Origin of the sequence: Burkholderia semiarida (assembly GCF_029268935.1) — a bacterium.
GTDB lineage: Bacteria > Pseudomonadota > Gammaproteobacteria > Burkholderiales > Burkholderiaceae > Burkholderia > Burkholderia semiarida.
The window spans coordinates 672094-688949 of sequence record NZ_JAHLCL010000007.1 but is presented as its reverse complement, the minus strand read 5'-3'; the positions used below and the strand labels follow the sequence as shown (position 1 = coordinate 688949).

Below are 16856 nucleotides of genomic sequence, written 5' to 3'. Positions count from 1 at the left end.
CCGTTTGCGCCATCGCGTCGGAACAGTGATCGCAGGGCCGCGCCCGGACTCGCACTGACACCGCAACGCACTCCAATCCGTTCGTTCACGTCGTCGGCTTTTTCCCTGTTTCCGGAGAAAGACCATGACGCTGGATTTTCGCGCCTACGCGCAATCGTTCGACCTCGCCCGCTACCCGCGCACGCCGCACCTTGAAGGCTCACGCCTGCAGGACGGCGACGAAGGTCACGACCATGTTCCCTATCGCACGCTCGCCGGCGCGCACCTCGTCGTCGAGGAAAAGCTCGACGGCGCGAACACGGGCATCAGCTTCAGCCCGGCTGGCGAACTGCTGCTGCAGTCGCGCGGCCACTATCTGGCCGGCGGCGGCCGCGAGCGGCAGTTCGGTTTCGTGAAGACCTGGGCAGCGGCCCATGCCGGCTGGCTGCTCGAGCGCCTCGGCGATCGCTACGTGATGTACGGCGAGACGATGAGCAAGAAGCACGCGGTGTTCTACGACGCGCTGCCGCATCATTTCTTCGAATTCGACGTGTTCGACCGCGCGACGGGCCGCTTCCTGTCGACGCCCGCGCGGCGCGCACTGCTCGCCGACGGGCCCGTGCTGTCGGTGCCCGTGCTGTACGAAGGCGTGGCGCCGGCGCGGCTTGCGGACCTCAAGGCGCTGCTCGGTCCGTCGCTTGCGAAGACGCCGGACTGGCGCCGCGCATTCGAGCACACCGTGCGGCGGCAAGGGTTCGATCTCGCGCGTGCCTGGCAGCAGTGCGACAAGTCGGAGCGCTCCGAAGGGCTCTACGTGAAGGTCGAGACCGACGACACGACGACCGCGCGCCTGAAGTGGGTGCGCCCCGATTTCGTGCAGGCGATTCTCGATTCCGCGCGCCATCACTCGGAGCAGCCGTTCATCCCGAACCTGCTCGCGCCGGGTGTCGACCTGTATGCGCCGCGCCCGACGGTGACGTGGGCGTCGTGTCCGGCTGCGCATTCGAACCCATGAATACGAAGCGGCTGCGCGCCGCGTCGACAGGAGTCCAGATCATGAAGTACGAAAACTTGCAGGCGCTCGTGCCTGCGCCCGGACGACAGCCGGACTATCGCGCGTGCCTCGCGGCGTTCCCCGCGCTCGAACATGCGAAAACAACGCCGCAAGAGCCGGCGCATCACGGCGAAGGCGACGTATGGACGCATACGATGATGGTGATCGATGCGCTGCTGGAACTGCCCGGTTATCAGGCAGCGTCGCGCGCCGATCAGGAAATCGTGTTCCTGGCCGCGCTGCTGCACGACATCGCCAAGTCGAGCACGACAGTGCTCGACCCCGTCACCGGTGCGATCGGCCATCCCGGCCACTCGCGCAAGGGGGCGATCGATGCGCGCATCGCATTATGGGATGCCGGCGTGCCGTTCGCGGTGCGCGAGGCCATCTGCCGGATGATCGCCGTGCATCAGGTGCCGTTCTTCGCGATGAGCGGTGCGCGCCGCGGCACGCCGGAGTTCATCGCGCGCGAACTGTCGTGGCAGGTCAGCCTGCCGCTGTTGTGCCTGCTCGCCGAAGCCGACATCCGCGGCCGCATCTGCCACGACACGCAGCGCGTGCTCGACAACATCGAGCTGTGGCGCGAACTGGCGCGGGAGGACGGCTGTTACGGCCAGCCGCGTGCATTCGCCGACGCGCATACCGCACTCAGCTACTTCCGCGGCGCGGACGTGCATCCCGACTATCCGCTGTTCCGCACGCCGGGCTCGTCGGTCGTCGTGATGGCGGGCTTGCCTGCATCGGGCAAGAACACGTGGGTGGCGCGCCATCATCCGGATCTGCCGGTCGTGTCGTTCGACGATGCGCGCGATGCGTTGGGGCTGCGTCACGGCCGCAACGAAGGCGCGGTCGCGCACCATGCGATCGATGCCGCGAAGGTGTTGTTGCGCGACCAGCGGCCGTTCGTGTGGAATGCGACGAACCTGTCGCCGCTGATGCGCAAGAAGACGCTCGACCTGCTGTATGCGTACGGCGCCGACGTGACGCTCGTGTACCTCGAACGGCCCCGCGCGGAGCTGTTGCGCCGCAATGCACGGCGCGACACGTCGTTGACGAACCGTGCGCTCGAGGCGATGCTGCTGCGCTGGGATCTGCCGCTGCCGACCGAAGCGCATGCGGTGCGCTACGAAGTCTGACGCGGCGACCCTAGCTCGCCATCACGATGAATACCGTCAGCGCGATCGGGAACAGCGCGAGACCAAGCAGGCCCAGCGCGCCGTCCGCCGCCATCGTGATCGGCGACAGCGCGAGCTTGGCGCCCTTGCCGACGGCCGACAGCTTCTCCGTCACCGTGACGCCATACGCATGATTGAACGCCTGCGGGACTGCCGACGGCGTGACATCGTTCGGCAGGTAGCGCTTGCCGCTGATCGTGCCTTCCGACTCCAGGTGGCCCGAGTCCTTCCTGAAGCCGTCCGCAAGCGCACGCTGGCGCGTGTCGGAGCCGGTCGGCGCATCTGCGTAGTCCAGCATCATCGTGTAATGACCGGTGATCGTGTCGCCATGCGCCTCGAAATCGTTGAACGCCGTGTGGAGCTTCGGGCGATACGGCGCGGTGAGCACGGTCGCGAGGCCCGGCGGCATTTCGAAGATGTAGTGATACCGCTTGCCGAGCACGACGAGTTGCTTGCCGTCGGATGTAATCAGGAAGGTCGACAACGTTTCGTCGTATTTCGAATCCTTCATCCACTCCTTGGTGACGGGACCGAAATCGGCGCAGCCGGCCAGCATGCCGGACGCCGCCATGGCAGGCAGCGCGAGAAATGTTCTTCTTTTCATGAATGTTGTAATGGTGTTGTTCGTTATTCGGCGGAACCGCGTGAATGTCGGCGAAGCGTTCGACGAACGCTGCGCGCTGACGGCCCTGGATGCGGTTTCTCCGGCCGCCATTCTAGGGCCGAAACCGGAAATGCGATACGTGTCGCCGCGCGCTGTAGATTTGCAATGTCCTGTATCCGCCCCGACGGCCGATACAGTGCGATACACCGCCCGCGCGCGGCTTCGCTATAAAGCAGGCGTGACCTCTTTCGGAGCCCGTTATGTCTGCCACCCGGTTCAAAGGATCCTGCCATTGCGGGGCCGTCAAATTCGAAGTCAGCACGGCCATTGCGCCGGCCGTTCGCTGCAACTGCAGCCTGTGCCGCCGGCGCGGCGCGCTGATGAGCCCGATGTTCGCCGCCGCCAACCTGACGATCGTCGAAGGCGAGGGCGCACTGACGTGCTATCGCTTCAACACGCACACCGCACGTCACTATTTCTGCAGCCGGTGCGGCGTCTATCCGTTCCACCAGACCCGCAAGGACCCGGCCTGCTGGCGCGTCAACCTCGGTTGCCTCGACGGCGTCGATCCGTACACGCTCGACGCGACGGTGGCCGATGGTGCGAGCCTCTCGGTCGTGGAGGACGCATGAAACGCTGGCTGATGATCCTGCTGTTTGCCGCGGGCGGGCTCGCGACCGAAATCGCGCATCCGGTACAGTGCACGTTGTTGTCGGTCAGCCGTCAGCAAACCGGCAAGCGCCGCAAGCCGGGCTGAGCGCGGCGCGCGCCAGCCCATCGACCCCGATTATCATGCTTCCGATAAGATCGTATGCGATATATAATGCGATTGTCTGCGACCGTTCGCGTCGCTGGAGGAAGTCCATGAAACCGACCGAAACCCCGTCGCCCGCCGCGCCGAAGCTGTCCGAGTTCCTGTGCTTTGCGATCTACTCGGCGAACCTCGCGTTCGGCAAGGCGTACAAGCCGATCCTCGACGAGCTCGGCCTCACGTACACGCAATACATCACGATCATCGCGCTGTGGGAGCAGGACAACCAGACCGTCGGCCAGCTCGGCGAGAAGCTGTTCCTCGAATCCAATACGCTGACGCCGATCCTGAAGAAGCTCGAGGCAATGGGTTACCTGGAGCGGCACCGCGATCCGTCCGACGAACGCCAGGTGCTCGTCAGCCTGACGAAAAGCGGCCGCCGCGTGCGCGAGAAGGGGCTCGACATGAACCTGGTCGAAGCCACCGGGTTGAAGCCGGACGAGTTCGCGAAGGTGCAGAAGGCGATCGTCACGCTGCGCGGCAACCTGATCCGGTCGACCGAAGCATAAAGGCACTCAGGCACTCAGGCATGACGAGCGGCCGGCGCGTGAATCGCGCCGGCCGCATTGTCACGCGTGCGCATCGCCCAGCACCAGCAGGTGCATGTCGCGCCGTACGACGAAACCGAGCGCGAGATAGCGCTCGATCGCCACCTGGTTCGTCGTGAGCACGTGCAGGAACGGCGTGTCCGATCGTGCGTCGATCGACGCAATCAGCGACCGGATCAACCTCGCCGCCAGCCCTTGCCGCCGAAACGCGGCATCCACGCACACGGCGCTGATTTCCGTATAGCCGTCCAACTGCATCCGCTCGCCGGCCATCGCGGCCAGCCGCCCTTCGCTGCGCACGCCGATGTAGCGGCCGAGTTCGAACGTACGAGGGCCGAACGGGCCCGGCTGCGCGGCGGCGGTCAGCGCAAGCATGTCCGGCACGTCGGCTTCGCCGAGCGGGACATGTTCCGATTCATGTGCCGGGTCGAACGTCCGTTGCCAGATCATTTGAAGCAGCGTCGCGCGCCGGATCACCGACCATCCCGCCGGTGGCGCGATCTCGTCCGGCGTGACGAGCGCGGCCGGCCCGTGTGCGGCGACCAGCGCGCGCAGCGCGTCGAACGACGCCGGGCTCGTGTCGGCGAGCGCGGCAAACGGCGCCACGGCCACCGGAAACCGCCATGCGCGGTCATTGCCGAGCGCAAAGCGGTGCTGCTTGCCCGTCAGCGCGTTCCAGACAACGCGATCGAGCACGTGCGCATCGCTTGTCGCGTTTCCGGTCATGGCATCCGGCATCGGCGGCTCCTTCGTGAAAGATGGGGGTGCCGCACAGAATAATCCGGGATGGGCGGGAATGCAGGCTGCGGCAATGCAAATAAAAGCGCATGCGATTACATCGCATGCGCTTTATATGATGGACTTCAGCGACAGAATTCGCCGTACCACGCTCAATGCCCGAAATAGATCGAGCGCTCGGCCATGTGGATCGCGCTGCGGCTGCCGGACTGCGTGGCGCCGCCGGCATCACCGCCGTAACCGGCTGTCTGCGTATCGGCCGCGACGGCGCCATCGTCGCGAATCCTTTTCAGCGCCGCCTGGATATTGTCCGGATAGTGCGGATCGTTGGGGCGATTCGGCTGGTAGCCGGCTTGCTGCAACGCGGCCAGTTCGGCACGCACTTGCGCACGCGTGACGGTGCTTTCTCCGGCAAAAGCCGGCGCGGCGACGGCGGCCGACACGGCAACGAGCAGGGCGGCAATCAGTTGGGTCTTCATCATTCACCTCGACAGGGATTCAGGAATTCAGGGGGCGCACCGCACGCCGGCCATCGGCGCCGTTCGCGCGTTCGTTCAATGACCGAAGTAGATCGAGCGTTCGGCAACACGCATCGCCGGCCGGCTGCCCGACTGCGTCGCGGCAGCGGCATCGTTGCCGTAACCGGATGCCGATGCGTCGGCCGCCACCGCGTCGTTCGCATGAATGCGCGTCAACGCGGCCTGCAGGTCGTCCGGGTAATGCGGATCGTTCGCGCGTCCCGGCCGATAACCGGCTTGTTCCAGCTGGACGAGCTCGGCGCGTACTTGCGCGCGGGACACCACGGCTGCGTCGGCAAACGCCGGCGCGGCGGCAGAAGCGGAAACAGCGACGAGAAGGGCAGCGATCAGGCGGGTTTTCATCATTCACCTCGACAAAATGGAATCAGGAATAAAAGGACTCAGGGTTCACGTACCGGCGTGGTGCTCAGTGACCGAAGTACACCGAACGCTCGGCCACGCTTGCGACATCGCGGCGGCCGGATTGCGTCGCGGCGCCGCCGTCGCTGCCGTAGCCGGCACCCGCTGCGTTGGCGGCGACGGCGTCGCCCGCGTGGATCCGCGTCAGCGCGGCCTGCAGATCGTTCGGGTAGGTGGCGTCGGTCGCGCGGTTCAGCGGATAGCCGGCTTGTTGAAGCTGTGCGAGTTCGGCGCGCACCTGCGCACGCGTCACGGTGGTTTCGTTGGCGAACGCCGGTGCGGCAACAGCGGCCGAAACAGCGACGAGCAGGGTAGCGATCAGTTGGGTTTTCATCATTCACCTCGATGGAAAAGGAATCGGGAATTCGGGAGGGCGGCGCTCGGCCGCCCGATGCAACGTTCAGACGATCCGGATGTCGACGTCGATGTTGCCGCGCGTCGCCTTCGAATACGGGCAGGTCTGGTGAGCGGCGTCGACGATGCGTTGCGCGACGTCGCGCTCGAGCCCCGGCACGCTCACGTTCAGCCGGGCCTGCAGGAAGTACGCGTTGCCCGCGGTGCCGAGATCCACTTCGGCATCGACCGCGAGGTCGGCCGGCAGCGTCACCTTCGCGGCACGCGCCGCAAGCTGCATCGCGCCGATGAAGCAGGCCGACCAGCCGGCTGCGAACAGTTGTTCCGGGTTGGTGCCGGTGCCGGCGCTGCCCGGCGACGACAACTGGATGTCGAGGCGGCCGTCGGAACTGCGCGCCGCGCCGTCGCGGCCGCCGGAAGTCGTATGCGTCTTGCCCGTGTACAGCACCTTGTCGATCTTGCTCATCATTTGCTCCGTCGGTTGGTTTGTCTCAGATGCGATTCGATCGCATGCGACGCAGTTTCCGCCTGACGACCTCTCTCGTCAAGCGGATTCGATTAAATCGCATGCGATATTTTGTATTTCAATGTATCCGGATCGTGTAGCGCCTTTCCTGACAAGCTTTTCAGACGATCCGGCCCCCGATTGCACGGTGCGCCGACGTGCGTGCCGGATGCCGGGTAGGGCGCGCGAGAACACTTGCGGGACCGGATGCCGCCCCACACGTCCGGCCTGTCATCACGCCACCTCGATCTCGGCGATCACGACCAGGATCACGGCGGCGTTGGCCGGCAACTGGTGCTGGGAGAACGCCGAACGCGCATGTCCGGCCTTGGCGCCGAGCACGGCGGCGAACAGGTCGGACGCACCATCGATCACGGCCGGCTGTCCGAAAAAGCCGTCGGCAGAGCTCACGTGCCCCTCGACGCGCACGATCTTGCGCAGGCGATCGAACCCGCCCAGATGCTTGCGGATTTGCGCAAGCACGTTCAGTGCCGCCAGCCGCGCGGCATGCTTGCCGTCGTCGACGCTCAACTGCTCGCCGACACGGCCGGTATAAGCAAGCTTGCCGTCGGCGAGCGGCAACTGTCCCGACACGAACAGCAGGTTGCCGGCTTCGCCGACGGCCGTATAGCTGCCGAGCGGACTCGGCGGTTCCGGTAATGCGAGGCCGAGTTCGGCCAGGTTCTGTTCGACGCTCATGTCGTGCTCCTTGCGGTAAAAGGGATCGGGCGGCCGCATGGCCCGTGAATCACTGTAGTCACGCGGCCGAAGCCGGTAAATGCCGGCCGCGCAATTGAGTCGGGACGTCATGTAACGAATCGCGCCCGCCGCACCGGCTGGTTTCCCGCACGAGATTCATGCACACTCGTTGCTTCACCGCGTCCCCCATGGCCGAGACGGCAGGAATCGCCCCATGCAACGACAATTCGACGATCTGCTGCTGGGCAGCATCGAGCTGTTCTGTCTGGCTGCCGAGCTCGGCAGCTTCACGCTTGCGGCAAATGCGGCCGGCGTCACGCCCGCCGCGGTCAGCCGGTCGGTCGCACGGCTCGAGGAGCGTCTCGGCGTGCGCCTGTTCGTCCGCACGACGCGACAGATCCGGCTGACCGATTCCGGCCGGCGTTATTTCGAGCAATGTCGCGATGCGTTGTCGCAGCTCGTCGACGCGGAGCGCGAAGCCACGGGCCAGCAGGCCACGCCCGCCGGCCTGCTACGGATCAGCATGCCGACGCCGTACGGGCACTATCGCGTGCTGCCGCTGCTGCCGGCGTTTCGCGAGCGCTACCCGGCGGTACGCATCGAAACTCACCTGAGCAACCGCAACGTCGACTTCGCCGAGGAAGGCTACGATCTCGCGATCCGCGGCCGCGCGCCGGCCGATTCGAGCCTGGTCGCGCGCAAGCTGGAGGACGCCGAACTCGTCGTCGTCGCGACGCCCGACTATCTGAAGCGCGCGGGTACGCCGACCGCGATCGCCGACTTGCACGCGCACGAATGCATCCAGTTCGAGCTGCCGAGCAGCGGACGGACGATTCCCTGGCTGTTCGACGACGGCGCGGATGAAATCGACGTCACGACGGCCGGCAGCTACGGCACGTCGGGCGACGTCCTGGCCGGCGTGACGCTCGCGCGCAGCGGCGCAGGGCTGTTCCAGACCTACCGCTTCATCGTCGAGCACGATCTGCGCGCCGGCACGCTCGTGGAAGTGCTGTCCAGCGTCGGCGGCCGGTCGCGGCCCTTCGTGCTGTTGTACCCGCATGCACGCTTTCTGTCGTCGCGCGTGCGGGTGTTCGTCGACTTTCTCGTCGAACAGCTCGCGCAGGCGCCTGCCAACCGGACAGCCGGCACACGCGGCAAACGCGCCGGCGCATCGCGATAGACACGCCGGCTCGCGGCTTCGACGCCGGCGCTCAATGCCCGGCGCTCTGACCGCCGTCCACGTGCAGGATTTCGCCGGTGACGAACGGCGCCGAATCGAGATACAGGATCGCACCGACGATATCGCTCATCTCGCCCATCCGGCCGACCGGATGCAGCGACGCGAGCGTCGCGTGCGTGTCGGCCGCATGCATCGGCGATTTGATGATGCCGGGCGACACCGCATTGACGCGAATGCCGGCCTTCGCATACTCGATCGCGAGCGACTTCGTCGCGGCATTCAATCCGCCTTTCGTCAGCGACGCCAGCACCGACGGTACATTGCTGTTCGCGTGATCGACCAGGCTCGTCGTGATGCTGACCACATGGCCCGTGCCGTGCTTCTGCATCGCGGCGATCGCACGCTGCGTGACGTGGAAGAAGCCGTTCAGGTTGACGCTCGTGATCCGCGCATAGTCGTCCGCGGTGTATTGCGTGAACGGCTTTGCGACGAAGATGCCCGCGTTGTTGACGAGCGTGTCGACACGGCCGAAATGTTCGATTGCCGCATCGACCACACGGTGCGCGACGGCCGGATCGCCGATGTCGCCCGCGACGGTGACGAGATCGGGACCGTGCGACGGGCCGATAGAACGGGACGTCGCGACGACGCGATGGCCGCGTGCCCGGAATGCGTTGACCGTTTCCGCCCCGATGCCTTGCGATGCGCCGGTGACGATGATGACTTTGGATGCGCTCATGATGTACCTCGACGGGTGAATGATGTTCGGCCTCGATGCCGACCGGATCGATGAATCCGATGGGCAGACTGTAGGCGTGCCGGTCACGATTTCGAACACCCGCCATGGAGCAACAGTCTTGCGTCGCGGGAACAAATGACGGGAAAGGCGAGGGTCTGCGGCGATCGCCGCGCTGGAGTCGGGTACACCGCCGCGCCGGGTGCTCGCCAAGTCGGTGCGCTACGGGAGAATGTCGGCGCGGGGCGGGATCGTGCCTGATGGACCGATTTTCCGGGAGCTTGAAGCGTCGATTCGTTTGCCACGAAAACACGAGGTTGGATAAGAAAATACCTCTATCCGGATAACTTTTCTTATCACGATAGCACTATCGAAAATCCAAACTCGCCACTTCAAAAACGCGTATGACGTCGAGCGCGTCGTCGAATCGAAGGGCAGGGAAGCGACCGCGCCGTCACGCCGGCGCGTTCCTCCGCGCAAACAGCAGCGTCAACACCTCCGCCGTCGCGCGAGCGACATCGTGTGCGGTCGTATCGACCAGCGCATGCGCGCATTCGCGATACAGCGGGTCGCGCGTCCGGTACAGCGCGGCGAGCGTCTGCCGCGGTTCGCCCGCCTGCAGCAGCGGCCGCCGCCGCGTGTCGTCGCACGTACGCCGCCACAGCACATCGGGATCCGCATGCAGATAGATCACGCTGCCGCGCTCGCTCAGGCGTGCGCGGGTGTGCGGATTCAGGACCGAGCCGCCGCCGGTCGCCACGACCACGTTCGCGCGCTGCGTCAGCTCGTCGACGATATGCGCTTCGAGCAGCCGAAAGCCGCCTTCGCCGACCACGTCGAACAGCGCGGCGACCGAGCGGCCGGTGCGCCGCTCGATCTCGTCGTCGCTGTCGGCGAACGCCCAGCCGAGCGAAGCCGCGAGCGCGCGGCCAAGCGTCGATTTGCCCGCGCCCATCATGCCGACCAGAAACGCGCGCCCGCCGGCCGTCTCGACGGCGGGGCTCATAACCGTCGCGCGAGCGACCAGCCGGCCCGCGTCGCCAGGCAGATCCGTCGCGCGCGCACCGCGTCCGACAGCGTGTCGAGCGCCGCGCCGGTCGACGCGTCATCGGCGTCGAGCAGCGCGCCGAGCACCTGCTCGTCCGGATCGCAGGCCGCGATGTGCTCGGCCGCATCCGCCGCGATGGTCCGCGGCGCGCGTTCAGGCGCCGCGTCGCGCTCGGGCCGCCGCCACCTGCCGTGCAGATCGCGCCATCGCACGACGAGCCCGTAGAGCAGCGCACCACCCGGCACGGCCGTGTCGTCGGGTGCCGCGGCCAGACCGTCGGCCGTCGTACACCGTGTGACCCAGCTCGCGAATTCGAGCAGCGACGCGTCGTGGGCAACCGTGGCCGCGTCGAGCGCCACGGCCACGCCGGCATCCCGCAGCCGGCCGAGCAGCGTCCGCACGCCGTCGTGCGCGCCGCCGCACGGCTGCAGCAGCACTTCCAGCTCGTCCTCGTGGCGGCACGCGAGCGCACGGTGCCGCTCGAGCGCGGCGGGCTCGAGCAGCGCCTGCGCCGCATGCCGGACGATCACGATCGCGCGATCGTCCCGCCGCTCGACGATCGCACCGATGCGGCGCCGGGCGCGCGCCACCGCGCAGCTCACGTGTCGCTCCCGAGCGCGCGCGCACGCATCACAGCGACCCCTGGAATTCGAGCACGCGCGTCTTGAATTCGTCGGGCACGGCCAGCGTCGTGTTGTTCGCGTAATCGAACATCACGTGCGTCGACACGCCGCGCGCGACGATGGTCTGGTCGTCGCGCTCCATCAGGTGTTCGAGATCGAAGCTCTTGCTGCCGAAGCGCACGATGCTCGAGCGGACGGTCAGGTTGTCGCCGAACTGGGCCGGTGCGAGGTACTCGCACTGCGTCTTCACCATGATGTGCGGCAGTTTCTCGGTGCGCGGCAGGCCGAGCAGATCGAACATGTAGCAGAGGTACGAGTGCTGCAGATAGTCGTAATAGACGGGGCTGCTCACATGCCCCATCGAATCCGTATCGCGATACTTGACGTGAATGGGGGTTTCGTAATGCCGTTTCGACATGGTGACTCTCCGCAATGACTGGGTTGATTTATATTTTCGAGCCCGAATGGCCTGTCGGGCATCCGAAAATTAATCGAACGACTATCGGGCCGCCACTATCAGAACGAATAGCGAAGCGTGGCGGAAAGCCGCATGCGGACGCATTCGCCGCTGCAAGATCACAGCCTGATTTTCGAACGAAAACCCAATGAACGTTCCATTCGACACCCGCGAACAGGCATGACGACAGGATCCTCAATTATCGAATCCGACGCTTATTTACCTCATTCATAAGGTTATGAATTAGAAACTGATAACTATGTTAGTTGCGCGCCGAAAGCACCATTCAATACAGTCGCGCTGTAGTAAAAAGTCACGTTCATTATCGACAGGAGGGCAGTCCCCATGCATGCAAACGCCTGGACGACAAACCGCGACGCCGTGCTGCGCTTGCCGTCCCCTGCGGATCTGGCCGGCGCGCTGCCGCCGGCGTGGCGCGCGTCGCGCACCGTTCATACGACCCGCCGCGCGATCGTCGACGTGCTCGACGGCGCGGACGACCGGCTCGTGGTCATCGCCGGCCCGTGTTCGATACACGATCCCGACGCCGCGCGCGACTACGCGGCACGGCTCGCGCTGCAACGCGCGCGCTTCGCGGACGAGCTGGAAATCGTGATGCGCGTGTATTTCGAGAAGCCGCGTACGACGGTCGGCTGGAAGGGGCTGATCAACGATCCGCTGCTGGACGGCAGCGACCGGATCGACGTCGGACTGCATACGGCCCGCGCGCTGCTGTGCGACATCAACGGCGCGGAGATGCCGGCCGCGACCGAGTTGCTCGATCCGCTGTCGCCGCGCTACCTGGCCGATCTGATCGCCTGGGGCGCGATCGGCGCGCGCACCGTCGAGTCGCAGGTGCATCGCGAGCTCGCGTCGTCGCTGCCGGTTCCGATCGGCTTCAAGAACGGCACCGACGGCAATGTCCAGGTCGCCGTCGACGCGATGCGCGCGGCGGCGCACGCGCACCGGTTCCTGTCGATCGATGCAGGCGGCCGGCTATGCGCGAGCGCGTCGCCCGGCAATCCGCATACGCACGTCGTGCTGCGCGGCGGACGCGAACCGAATTTCGACGCGGCCGCGGTGAACGCCGCCTGCGAACGCATGACGGCCGCGCACTTCGCGCCGCGCGTGATGATCGACGTCAGCCACGGCAACAGCCGCCGCCAGTACCGGAACCAGCTCGCCGTCGGCGCGGAAGTCGCCGCGCAGGTGGCGGCCGGCGATACGCGCATCGTCGGCGTGCTGATCGAATCGAACCTGATCGAAGGGCGGCAGGATCTCGTGCCCGGCGTGCCGCCGCGCTACGGGCAGAGCATCACGGATGCGTGCCTGTCGTTCGCCGATACCGCGCAGTTGTTCGAGACGCTCGCGCACGCGGTGCGTACGCGGCGACGCGGCCACCCGCTGCCCCTCGGCGCCGAGTTCGCGCACGAGCCGCTGCTCGCCTGCTGCGCGTGAGCGGCCCGGCGCGACACGCTCAGATGGCGGCTTCGTCAAGGATGCGCGTCGCGTCGCCGGCCCACGCGTCGCGATAGCGGGCCAGCCAGTGCTCGGCCTGCGTGGGCGCACCGGCGACGATCTCGTCGAGCGGCGCGAGATACATCGATTCATCGCGGCCGGCCGCATCCGTGCGCGCCCGCGCGCGCAGGCCGCGATGCGCGATCGCGAGCGCATCGGCCGCGATCGCGCGTAACGACCGGCCGCCGGCCGGCGTATCGAGCCCGGTACGCGGCACGTCGCGACGCAGCGCGAGCAGCGTACCGCGGTCGATCTCGGCAGCCAGCGTCCCGGCATCCGACAGCGCCGCCGGATCGTACAGCAGGCCGGTCCAGAACGCGGACAGCGCGACCATCATGTCGGGCGAGCCGGCATCGGCGCCGCGCATCTCGAGATAGCGCTTGAGCCGGACCTCGGTGAACACCGTCGTCAGATGGTCCGCGAAATCGCCCAGCGTCGGCGTCTCGCCTTCGAGGTGCGGAATGCGCCGCCGCATGAAATCGCGGAACGTGTGCCCGGTCGCGTCCGCATAACGATCGCCGCGCCGCACGAAATACATCGGCACGTTGTCGAGCAGCCAGCTCACGTAGCGCTCGAAGCCGAAGCTGCGCGACAGGAACAGCGCCGGCGCGCCGCAGCGATCCTCGTCGGTATCGAGCCATGTGTGCGCGCGCGTCGACAGCAGGCCCGACGGGCGGCCGTCGCGGAACGGCGAATTCGCGAACAGCGCGGTGGCGACCGGCTGCAACGCGAGCGACACGCGCATCTTGCGCGCCATGTCGCTTTCCGATGCGAAATCGAGGTTGACCTGCACGGTGCAGGTGCGCTGCATCATGTCGAGCCCGCGCGTGCCGACCCGCGGCATGTAGCGCCGCATGATCGCGTAGCGCTGCTTCGGCATCCACGGCAGCGCGTCGCGCGACAGGTGAGGGTGAAAACCGAGCGGCACGCAGCGCAGGCCGAGCGGATCGCATGCCGCGCGGGCCGCGGCGAGGTGCGCGTGCAGCTCGGCGTGCGTGTCGTGCAGCGTATCGAGCGGGGCGCCCGATAGTTCAAGCTGGCCGGCCGGCTCGAGCGAGATCGCGGCGCCGTCGCGCTGGATCACGCCGACGGTCTGCCCGGCATCGACGATCGGCGTCCCGTCGCCGCGCAGCCGCGCCAGCACCTCGGCGATGCCGGACGGCCCTTCATAACGCGCAGCCGCATGCGTCGCGCGGGAAACGACGAACTTCTCGTGCTCGGTACCGATCCGGAACTGCGCGGCCGGCTTGCAGCCGGCGGCCAGATGATCGGCGAGCTGCTGCTCGGAGACGATCGGCGTGTTGTCCGATCCGACGGCGTTCGACATCGACATCCTCCACAGGTCACATTGGGCGACCGACCGGCCGGTCGCACGGCGACTATAGCGACGTCGATGCGCGCGCAGTACTGGCAGGGGTGATAGGGGCGGTGCGAGGCCGCGCGACATTACGGCTGCTTGCGCTTCGCGAAGTAATGCGCGGGCGAATCGCCGAACGCGCGGCGGAACATCGCGATGAAATTGCTCGGCGTCGCATAGCCGAGCGCGTCGGCGATGTTGGCGACGCTGTCGCCGTTCGCCAGACGTTCGAGCGCATGCGTGAGCCGCGCCTGTTGCCGCCACTGCGCGAAGCTCGTGCCGGTTTCCGCGACGAACAGCCGGCTCAGCGTGCGGGCGGACAGCCCGGCCCACTCGGCCCACGCGTCGAGCGTGCGGCTGTCGTGCGGCTGCCCGAGGATCGCATTGGCGATCCGCAGCAACCGCCGGTCGTGCGGCATCGGCAAGTGCAGCGGTTCGTGCGGCGCGCGGCGCATCTCGTCGAGCAGCACGACGCTCATGCGCGCCTGTTCGATGTCGAGCCGGTCCTGGTCGGCCCACGACACCGCGCGCCGCACGAGCGCGCGCATCAGATCGGTGATCGCGATCACGCACGGCTGGTCGGGCATGCGGCGGCTCGCGGCCGGCGCGATCACGACGCTCCAGCCGCTCAACGCGCCGCTGATGCTGACCTTGTGCTGCTCGCCCGGCGGAATCCAGCCCGCGCGATGCGGCGGCAGCAGCCACGAACCGTGCGGCGTGCGCACGTGCGCGAACCCGCTTTCGACGCAGAACACCTGGCCGCGCAGATGGCTGTGCCAGTCGACCTCGCGCGTGCCGAGCTGGTAGGTATTGCTGCCGTCGTCCTCGCCCCAGACGGCGATCAGCGATGGGCCGTCCGCGCGTTCGCTCGGATCGGCGTCGGCGCGTTGCGCCGCGCGGGCGGGAGAGGCTTCTCGGATGGGCATGGCCGGAATTCATTATTTTTTGTCTAAACAACATTATCAGCTTTACCCGGGAGCGTCCAACAATGCGTGTCGTGTTCAAACCCAAACGAAGCAGAGGAACGCGATGCACGCAGCACTTGCTCCCTCGCCACGCGATGCCGTCGCGCGGCGCGTCCTGTCGCGCATGGCCGCAGTCGTGGCGCTCGTCATGCTCGGCGCATGCGCGAGCCGCGACGGGCTCACGCCGGCCGGCACGCTGCGCGGCGCCGATACGCTCGCCGCAGCGCGCAGCCTCGCGCATGCGCCGGCCGCCGACTGGCCGGCCGCCGACTGGTGGGTTGCGCTGAACGATGCGCAGTTGAATGCGCTGATCGACGAAGCGCTTGCCGGCAATCCCGATCTCGCGACCGCCGATGCGCGTGCGCGCGAGGCGCAGGCGCTCGTGATCGAAGCACAGGCTGCCCGCTTGCCGCATCTGGTCGGCCGCGCGGGCGCGAAAGGGGAACGCACGTCCGGCACGCAGTTCTCGAAAGGCGAGGGCGGCGGCGTCTTCAGCCACACGCGCGAAATCAATCTCGGCCTGAGCTGGGATCTCGATTTGTGGGGCGGCCGCCGCGCGGCGTGGGAAGCCGCGCTCGGCGAAGCGCGGGCCGCGCAGATCGATGCACGGGCCGCGCGCGTGCTGCTGTCCGTCAACGTCGCGCGTGCCTACGTGAATCTCGCCTATGCGTTCGATCAGCAGGACGTCGCGCGGGCCGAATACGAACGGGCCGACGAAGCACTGTCGCTGACGCGTCAGCGTGTCACGAAAGGCATCGACAACGTCGCGCAGCAGCGCCAGGCGGAAAGCGAAGTCGCGGCCGCGATGCGCGAGCAGGCACGCGCGGCGCAGGCGATCGACAGCGCGCGCATCGCGCTCGCGATCCTGCTCGGCGCGGGCCCCGATCGCGGCCTCGCGCTCGCGCGGCCCGCGCCGCTGCCCACCGCCGCGCTCGCGGTGCCGGCCGACCTGCCGGCCGCGCTGCTCGGCCGGCGCGCCGATCTCGTCGCCGCACGCTGGCGGGTGGAAGCCGCGAGTCGCAACGTCGCGGCCGCCCGCGCGGACTTCCTGCCCGACGTGAGCCTCACCGCGCTGATCGGTCTCGCGACGCGCGGCGGCGCATCGCTGTTCCAGGCAGCGTCGCGCACCTACAACGTCAGCCCGGCCGTGAGCCTGCCGATCTTCGACGGCGGCGAACGGCGCGGTGTGCTGCGCAAGCGCGACGCGCAATACGACGTCGCGGTCGCCAGCTACAACAAGACGCTGATCGGCGCGATCGGCGAGGTGGCCGACGATCTGCACCGGCTGCATTCGCTCGCCGTGCAGGCCGATGCGCAGCAGCGCGCATTCGATTCCGCCACCGATGCATGGCGGCTCGCGGACGCGCGCTACCGCGCGGGCGTCGGCAGCTACCTCGACGCGCTCGTCGTGCGCCAGCAGCTCCTGATCGCGAGCCGCGAAGTCGCCGCGTTGCGCGCCCAGCGCGCGGACCAGTCGCTGCAGCTCGTTGCCGCGCTCGGCGGCGGCTTCCGCGCCGAGCCGGACGACGTCGCGCTCGCCGCCACTCCTTCCCACCGTCCTTGACAT

At 67.3% G+C, this 16856-nt stretch carries 21 protein-coding genes; 8 read left to right on the top strand and 13 right to left on the bottom strand.

What is annotated here, in order from left to right; translation table 11 throughout:
- Positions 1–124: 124 nt before the first annotated feature.
- Both KPB06_RS16215 and KPB06_RS16210 read left to right on the top strand, forming a co-directional pair.
- Positions 125–994 (top strand): RNA ligase family protein, encoded by an 870-nt coding sequence (locus KPB06_RS16215; RefSeq protein ID WP_060009568.1) that lies wholly within the window; start codon positions 125–127, stop codon positions 992–994.
- Between the two features lie 41 nt (positions 995–1035).
- A complete protein-coding gene (locus tag KPB06_RS16210) occupies positions 1036–2169 on the top strand; it encodes an AAA family ATPase (RefSeq protein WP_059585373.1) in 1134 nt (377 codons plus the stop codon).
- 10 nt (positions 2170–2179) lie between these two features.
- On the opposite strand, the gene KPB06_RS16205 is transcribed toward KPB06_RS16210, so the two are convergent.
- Positions 2180–2812: a 5-formyltetrahydrofolate cyclo-ligase gene (locus tag KPB06_RS16205; RefSeq protein ID WP_104012126.1), complete on the bottom strand. Its 633-nt coding sequence runs from the start codon at positions 2810–2812 to the stop codon at positions 2180–2182.
- A 260-nt stretch (positions 2813–3072) separates the two neighbouring features.
- Here KPB06_RS16205 and KPB06_RS16200 point away from each other — a divergent pair, with 260 nt between their 5' ends.
- From KPB06_RS16200 to KPB06_RS16190, 3 genes are all read left to right on the top strand, one after another.
- Positions 3073–3444 carry a GFA family protein gene (locus KPB06_RS16200; protein ID WP_059585349.1) on the top strand — a complete coding sequence of 124 codons (372 nt, stop codon included), beginning with the start codon at positions 3073–3075 and terminating at the stop codon, positions 3442–3444.
- Positions 3441–3569, top strand: coding sequence for a hypothetical protein (locus KPB06_RS16195; RefSeq protein ID WP_256122098.1), 129 nt, complete (start codon positions 3441–3443; stop codon positions 3567–3569). The genes KPB06_RS16200 and KPB06_RS16195 overlap by 4 nt, the downstream gene beginning before the upstream one ends.
- 107 nt (positions 3570–3676) lie before the next feature.
- Positions 3677–4132, top strand: coding sequence for a MarR family winged helix-turn-helix transcriptional regulator (locus KPB06_RS16190; RefSeq protein ID WP_006482257.1), 456 nt, complete (start codon positions 3677–3679; stop codon positions 4130–4132).
- Positions 4133–4192: 60 nt separating this feature from the next.
- Here the strand turns inward: KPB06_RS16190 and KPB06_RS16185 are convergent, their stop codons facing one another.
- From KPB06_RS16185 to KPB06_RS16160, 6 genes are all read right to left on the bottom strand, one after another.
- The gene (locus KPB06_RS16185; RefSeq protein ID WP_059585350.1) at positions 4193–4909 is read right to left on the bottom strand and encodes a GNAT family N-acetyltransferase; all 717 of its coding nucleotides are present in this window, start codon (positions 4907–4909) and stop codon (positions 4193–4195) included.
- 152 nt (positions 4910–5061) lie between these two features.
- Positions 5062–5391 (bottom strand): DUF4148 domain-containing protein, encoded by a 330-nt coding sequence (locus KPB06_RS16180; protein ID WP_059585351.1) that lies wholly within the window; start codon positions 5389–5391, stop codon positions 5062–5064.
- Between the two features lie 72 nt (positions 5392–5463).
- Positions 5464–5790: a DUF4148 domain-containing protein gene (locus tag KPB06_RS16175; RefSeq protein ID WP_059585374.1), complete on the bottom strand. Its 327-nt coding sequence runs from the start codon at positions 5788–5790 to the stop codon at positions 5464–5466.
- Between the two features lie 64 nt (positions 5791–5854).
- On the bottom strand, positions 5855–6181 hold the full coding sequence (locus KPB06_RS16170) for a DUF4148 domain-containing protein (RefSeq protein WP_059585375.1): 327 nt from the start codon (positions 6179–6181) through the stop codon (positions 5855–5857).
- 66 nt (positions 6182–6247) lie between these two features.
- On the bottom strand, positions 6248–6667 hold the full coding sequence (locus KPB06_RS16165; RefSeq protein ID WP_059585376.1) for an organic hydroperoxide resistance protein: 420 nt from the start codon (positions 6665–6667) through the stop codon (positions 6248–6250).
- A 273-nt stretch (positions 6668–6940) separates the two neighbouring features.
- Positions 6941–7405: a RidA family protein gene (locus KPB06_RS16160; RefSeq protein ID WP_059585377.1), complete on the bottom strand. Its 465-nt coding sequence runs from the start codon at positions 7403–7405 to the stop codon at positions 6941–6943.
- 214 nt (positions 7406–7619) lie between these two features.
- Here KPB06_RS16160 and KPB06_RS16155 point away from each other — a divergent pair, with 214 nt between their 5' ends.
- Positions 7620–8585, top strand: a complete 966-nt coding sequence (locus KPB06_RS16155) for a LysR family transcriptional regulator (protein ID WP_059585352.1) — start codon at positions 7620–7622, stop codon at positions 8583–8585.
- 31 nt (positions 8586–8616) lie between these two features.
- Here the strand turns inward: KPB06_RS16155 and KPB06_RS16150 are convergent, their stop codons facing one another.
- The 4 genes from KPB06_RS16150 to KPB06_RS16135 all read right to left on the bottom strand — a co-directional run bounded on the left by KPB06_RS16150 (position 8617) and on the right by KPB06_RS16135 (position 11410).
- On the bottom strand, positions 8617–9324 hold the full coding sequence (locus KPB06_RS16150; protein WP_059585353.1) for an SDR family NAD(P)-dependent oxidoreductase: 708 nt from the start codon (positions 9322–9324) through the stop codon (positions 8617–8619).
- A gap of 451 nt (positions 9325–9775) precedes the next feature.
- Positions 9776–10327, bottom strand: coding sequence for a shikimate kinase (locus KPB06_RS16145; protein ID WP_063892447.1), 552 nt, complete (start codon positions 10325–10327; stop codon positions 9776–9778).
- Entirely contained in the window at positions 10324–10971 is a 648-nt protein-coding gene (locus tag KPB06_RS16140; protein ID WP_059585354.1) for a hypothetical protein, read from the bottom strand. Before KPB06_RS16140 ends, KPB06_RS16145 begins: the two co-directional genes overlap by 4 nt.
- A 28-nt stretch (positions 10972–10999) precedes the next feature.
- On the bottom strand, positions 11000–11410 hold the full coding sequence (locus KPB06_RS16135; protein ID WP_059585355.1) for an acyl-CoA thioesterase: 411 nt from the start codon (positions 11408–11410) through the stop codon (positions 11000–11002).
- A 384-nt stretch (positions 11411–11794) separates the two neighbouring features.
- Between KPB06_RS16135 and KPB06_RS16130 the strand changes: the two genes are divergently transcribed.
- A complete protein-coding gene (locus KPB06_RS16130) occupies positions 11795–12907 on the top strand; it encodes a 3-deoxy-7-phosphoheptulonate synthase (RefSeq protein ID WP_059585356.1) in 1113 nt (370 codons plus the stop codon).
- Between the two features lie 19 nt (positions 12908–12926).
- Here the strand turns inward: KPB06_RS16130 and KPB06_RS16125 are convergent, their stop codons facing one another.
- Complete coding sequence (locus KPB06_RS16125) at positions 12927–14294, bottom strand: glutamate--cysteine ligase (protein ID WP_059585378.1); 1368 nt, start codon at positions 14292–14294, stop codon at positions 12927–12929.
- Between the two features lie 119 nt (positions 14295–14413).
- Positions 14414–15250 carry an AraC family transcriptional regulator gene (locus tag KPB06_RS16120; protein WP_059585357.1) on the bottom strand — a complete coding sequence of 279 codons (837 nt, stop codon included), beginning with the start codon at positions 15248–15250 and terminating at the stop codon, positions 14414–14416.
- 163 nt (positions 15251–15413) lie between these two features.
- On the opposite strand from KPB06_RS16120, the gene KPB06_RS16115 reads away from it, so the two are divergent.
- Positions 15414–16853: an efflux transporter outer membrane subunit gene (locus KPB06_RS16115; protein ID WP_226093782.1), complete on the top strand. Its 1440-nt coding sequence runs from the start codon at positions 15414–15416 to the stop codon at positions 16851–16853.
- Positions 16854–16856: the final 3 nt, after the last annotated feature.

Coding starts and splice junctions, on each gene's coding strand:
- KPB06_RS16215 (WP_060009568.1), top strand. CDS start 125: ATGACGCTGGATTTTCGCGCCTACGCGCAATCGTTCGACCTCGCCCGC.
- KPB06_RS16210 (WP_059585373.1), top strand. CDS start 1,036: ATGAAGTACGAAAACTTGCAGGCGCTCGTGCCTGCGCCCGGACGACAG.
- KPB06_RS16205 (WP_104012126.1), bottom strand. CDS start 2,812: ATGAAAAGAAGAACATTTCTCGCGCTGCCTGCCATGGCGGCGTCCGGC.
- KPB06_RS16200 (WP_059585349.1), top strand. CDS start 3,073: ATGTCTGCCACCCGGTTCAAAGGATCCTGCCATTGCGGGGCCGTCAAA.
- KPB06_RS16195 (WP_256122098.1), top strand. CDS start 3,441: ATGAAACGCTGGCTGATGATCCTGCTGTTTGCCGCGGGCGGGCTCGCG.
- KPB06_RS16190 (WP_006482257.1), top strand. CDS start 3,677: ATGAAACCGACCGAAACCCCGTCGCCCGCCGCGCCGAAGCTGTCCGAG.
- KPB06_RS16185 (WP_059585350.1), bottom strand. CDS start 4,909: ATGCCGGATGCCATGACCGGAAACGCGACAAGCGATGCGCACGTGCTC.
- KPB06_RS16180 (WP_059585351.1), bottom strand. CDS start 5,391: ATGATGAAGACCCAACTGATTGCCGCCCTGCTCGTTGCCGTGTCGGCC.
- KPB06_RS16175 (WP_059585374.1), bottom strand. CDS start 5,790: ATGAAAACCCGCCTGATCGCTGCCCTTCTCGTCGCTGTTTCCGCTTCT.
- KPB06_RS16170 (WP_059585375.1), bottom strand. CDS start 6,181: ATGAAAACCCAACTGATCGCTACCCTGCTCGTCGCTGTTTCGGCCGCT.
- KPB06_RS16165 (WP_059585376.1), bottom strand. CDS start 6,667: ATGAGCAAGATCGACAAGGTGCTGTACACGGGCAAGACGCATACGACT.
- KPB06_RS16160 (WP_059585377.1), bottom strand. CDS start 7,405: ATGAGCGTCGAACAGAACCTGGCCGAACTCGGCCTCGCATTACCGGAA.
- KPB06_RS16155 (WP_059585352.1), top strand. CDS start 7,620: ATGCAACGACAATTCGACGATCTGCTGCTGGGCAGCATCGAGCTGTTC.
- KPB06_RS16150 (WP_059585353.1), bottom strand. CDS start 9,324: ATGAGCGCATCCAAAGTCATCATCGTCACCGGCGCATCGCAAGGCATC.
- KPB06_RS16145 (WP_063892447.1), bottom strand. CDS start 10,327: ATGAGCCCCGCCGTCGAGACGGCCGGCGGGCGCGCGTTTCTGGTCGGC.
- KPB06_RS16135 (WP_059585355.1), bottom strand. CDS start 11,410: ATGTCGAAACGGCATTACGAAACCCCCATTCACGTCAAGTATCGCGAT.
- KPB06_RS16130 (WP_059585356.1), top strand. CDS start 11,795: ATGCATGCAAACGCCTGGACGACAAACCGCGACGCCGTGCTGCGCTTG.
- KPB06_RS16125 (WP_059585378.1), bottom strand. CDS start 14,294: ATGTCGAACGCCGTCGGATCGGACAACACGCCGATCGTCTCCGAGCAG.
- KPB06_RS16120 (WP_059585357.1), bottom strand. CDS start 15,250: ATGCCCATCCGAGAAGCCTCTCCCGCCCGCGCGGCGCAACGCGCCGAC.
- KPB06_RS16115 (WP_226093782.1), top strand. CDS start 15,414: ATGGCCGCAGTCGTGGCGCTCGTCATGCTCGGCGCATGCGCGAGCCGC.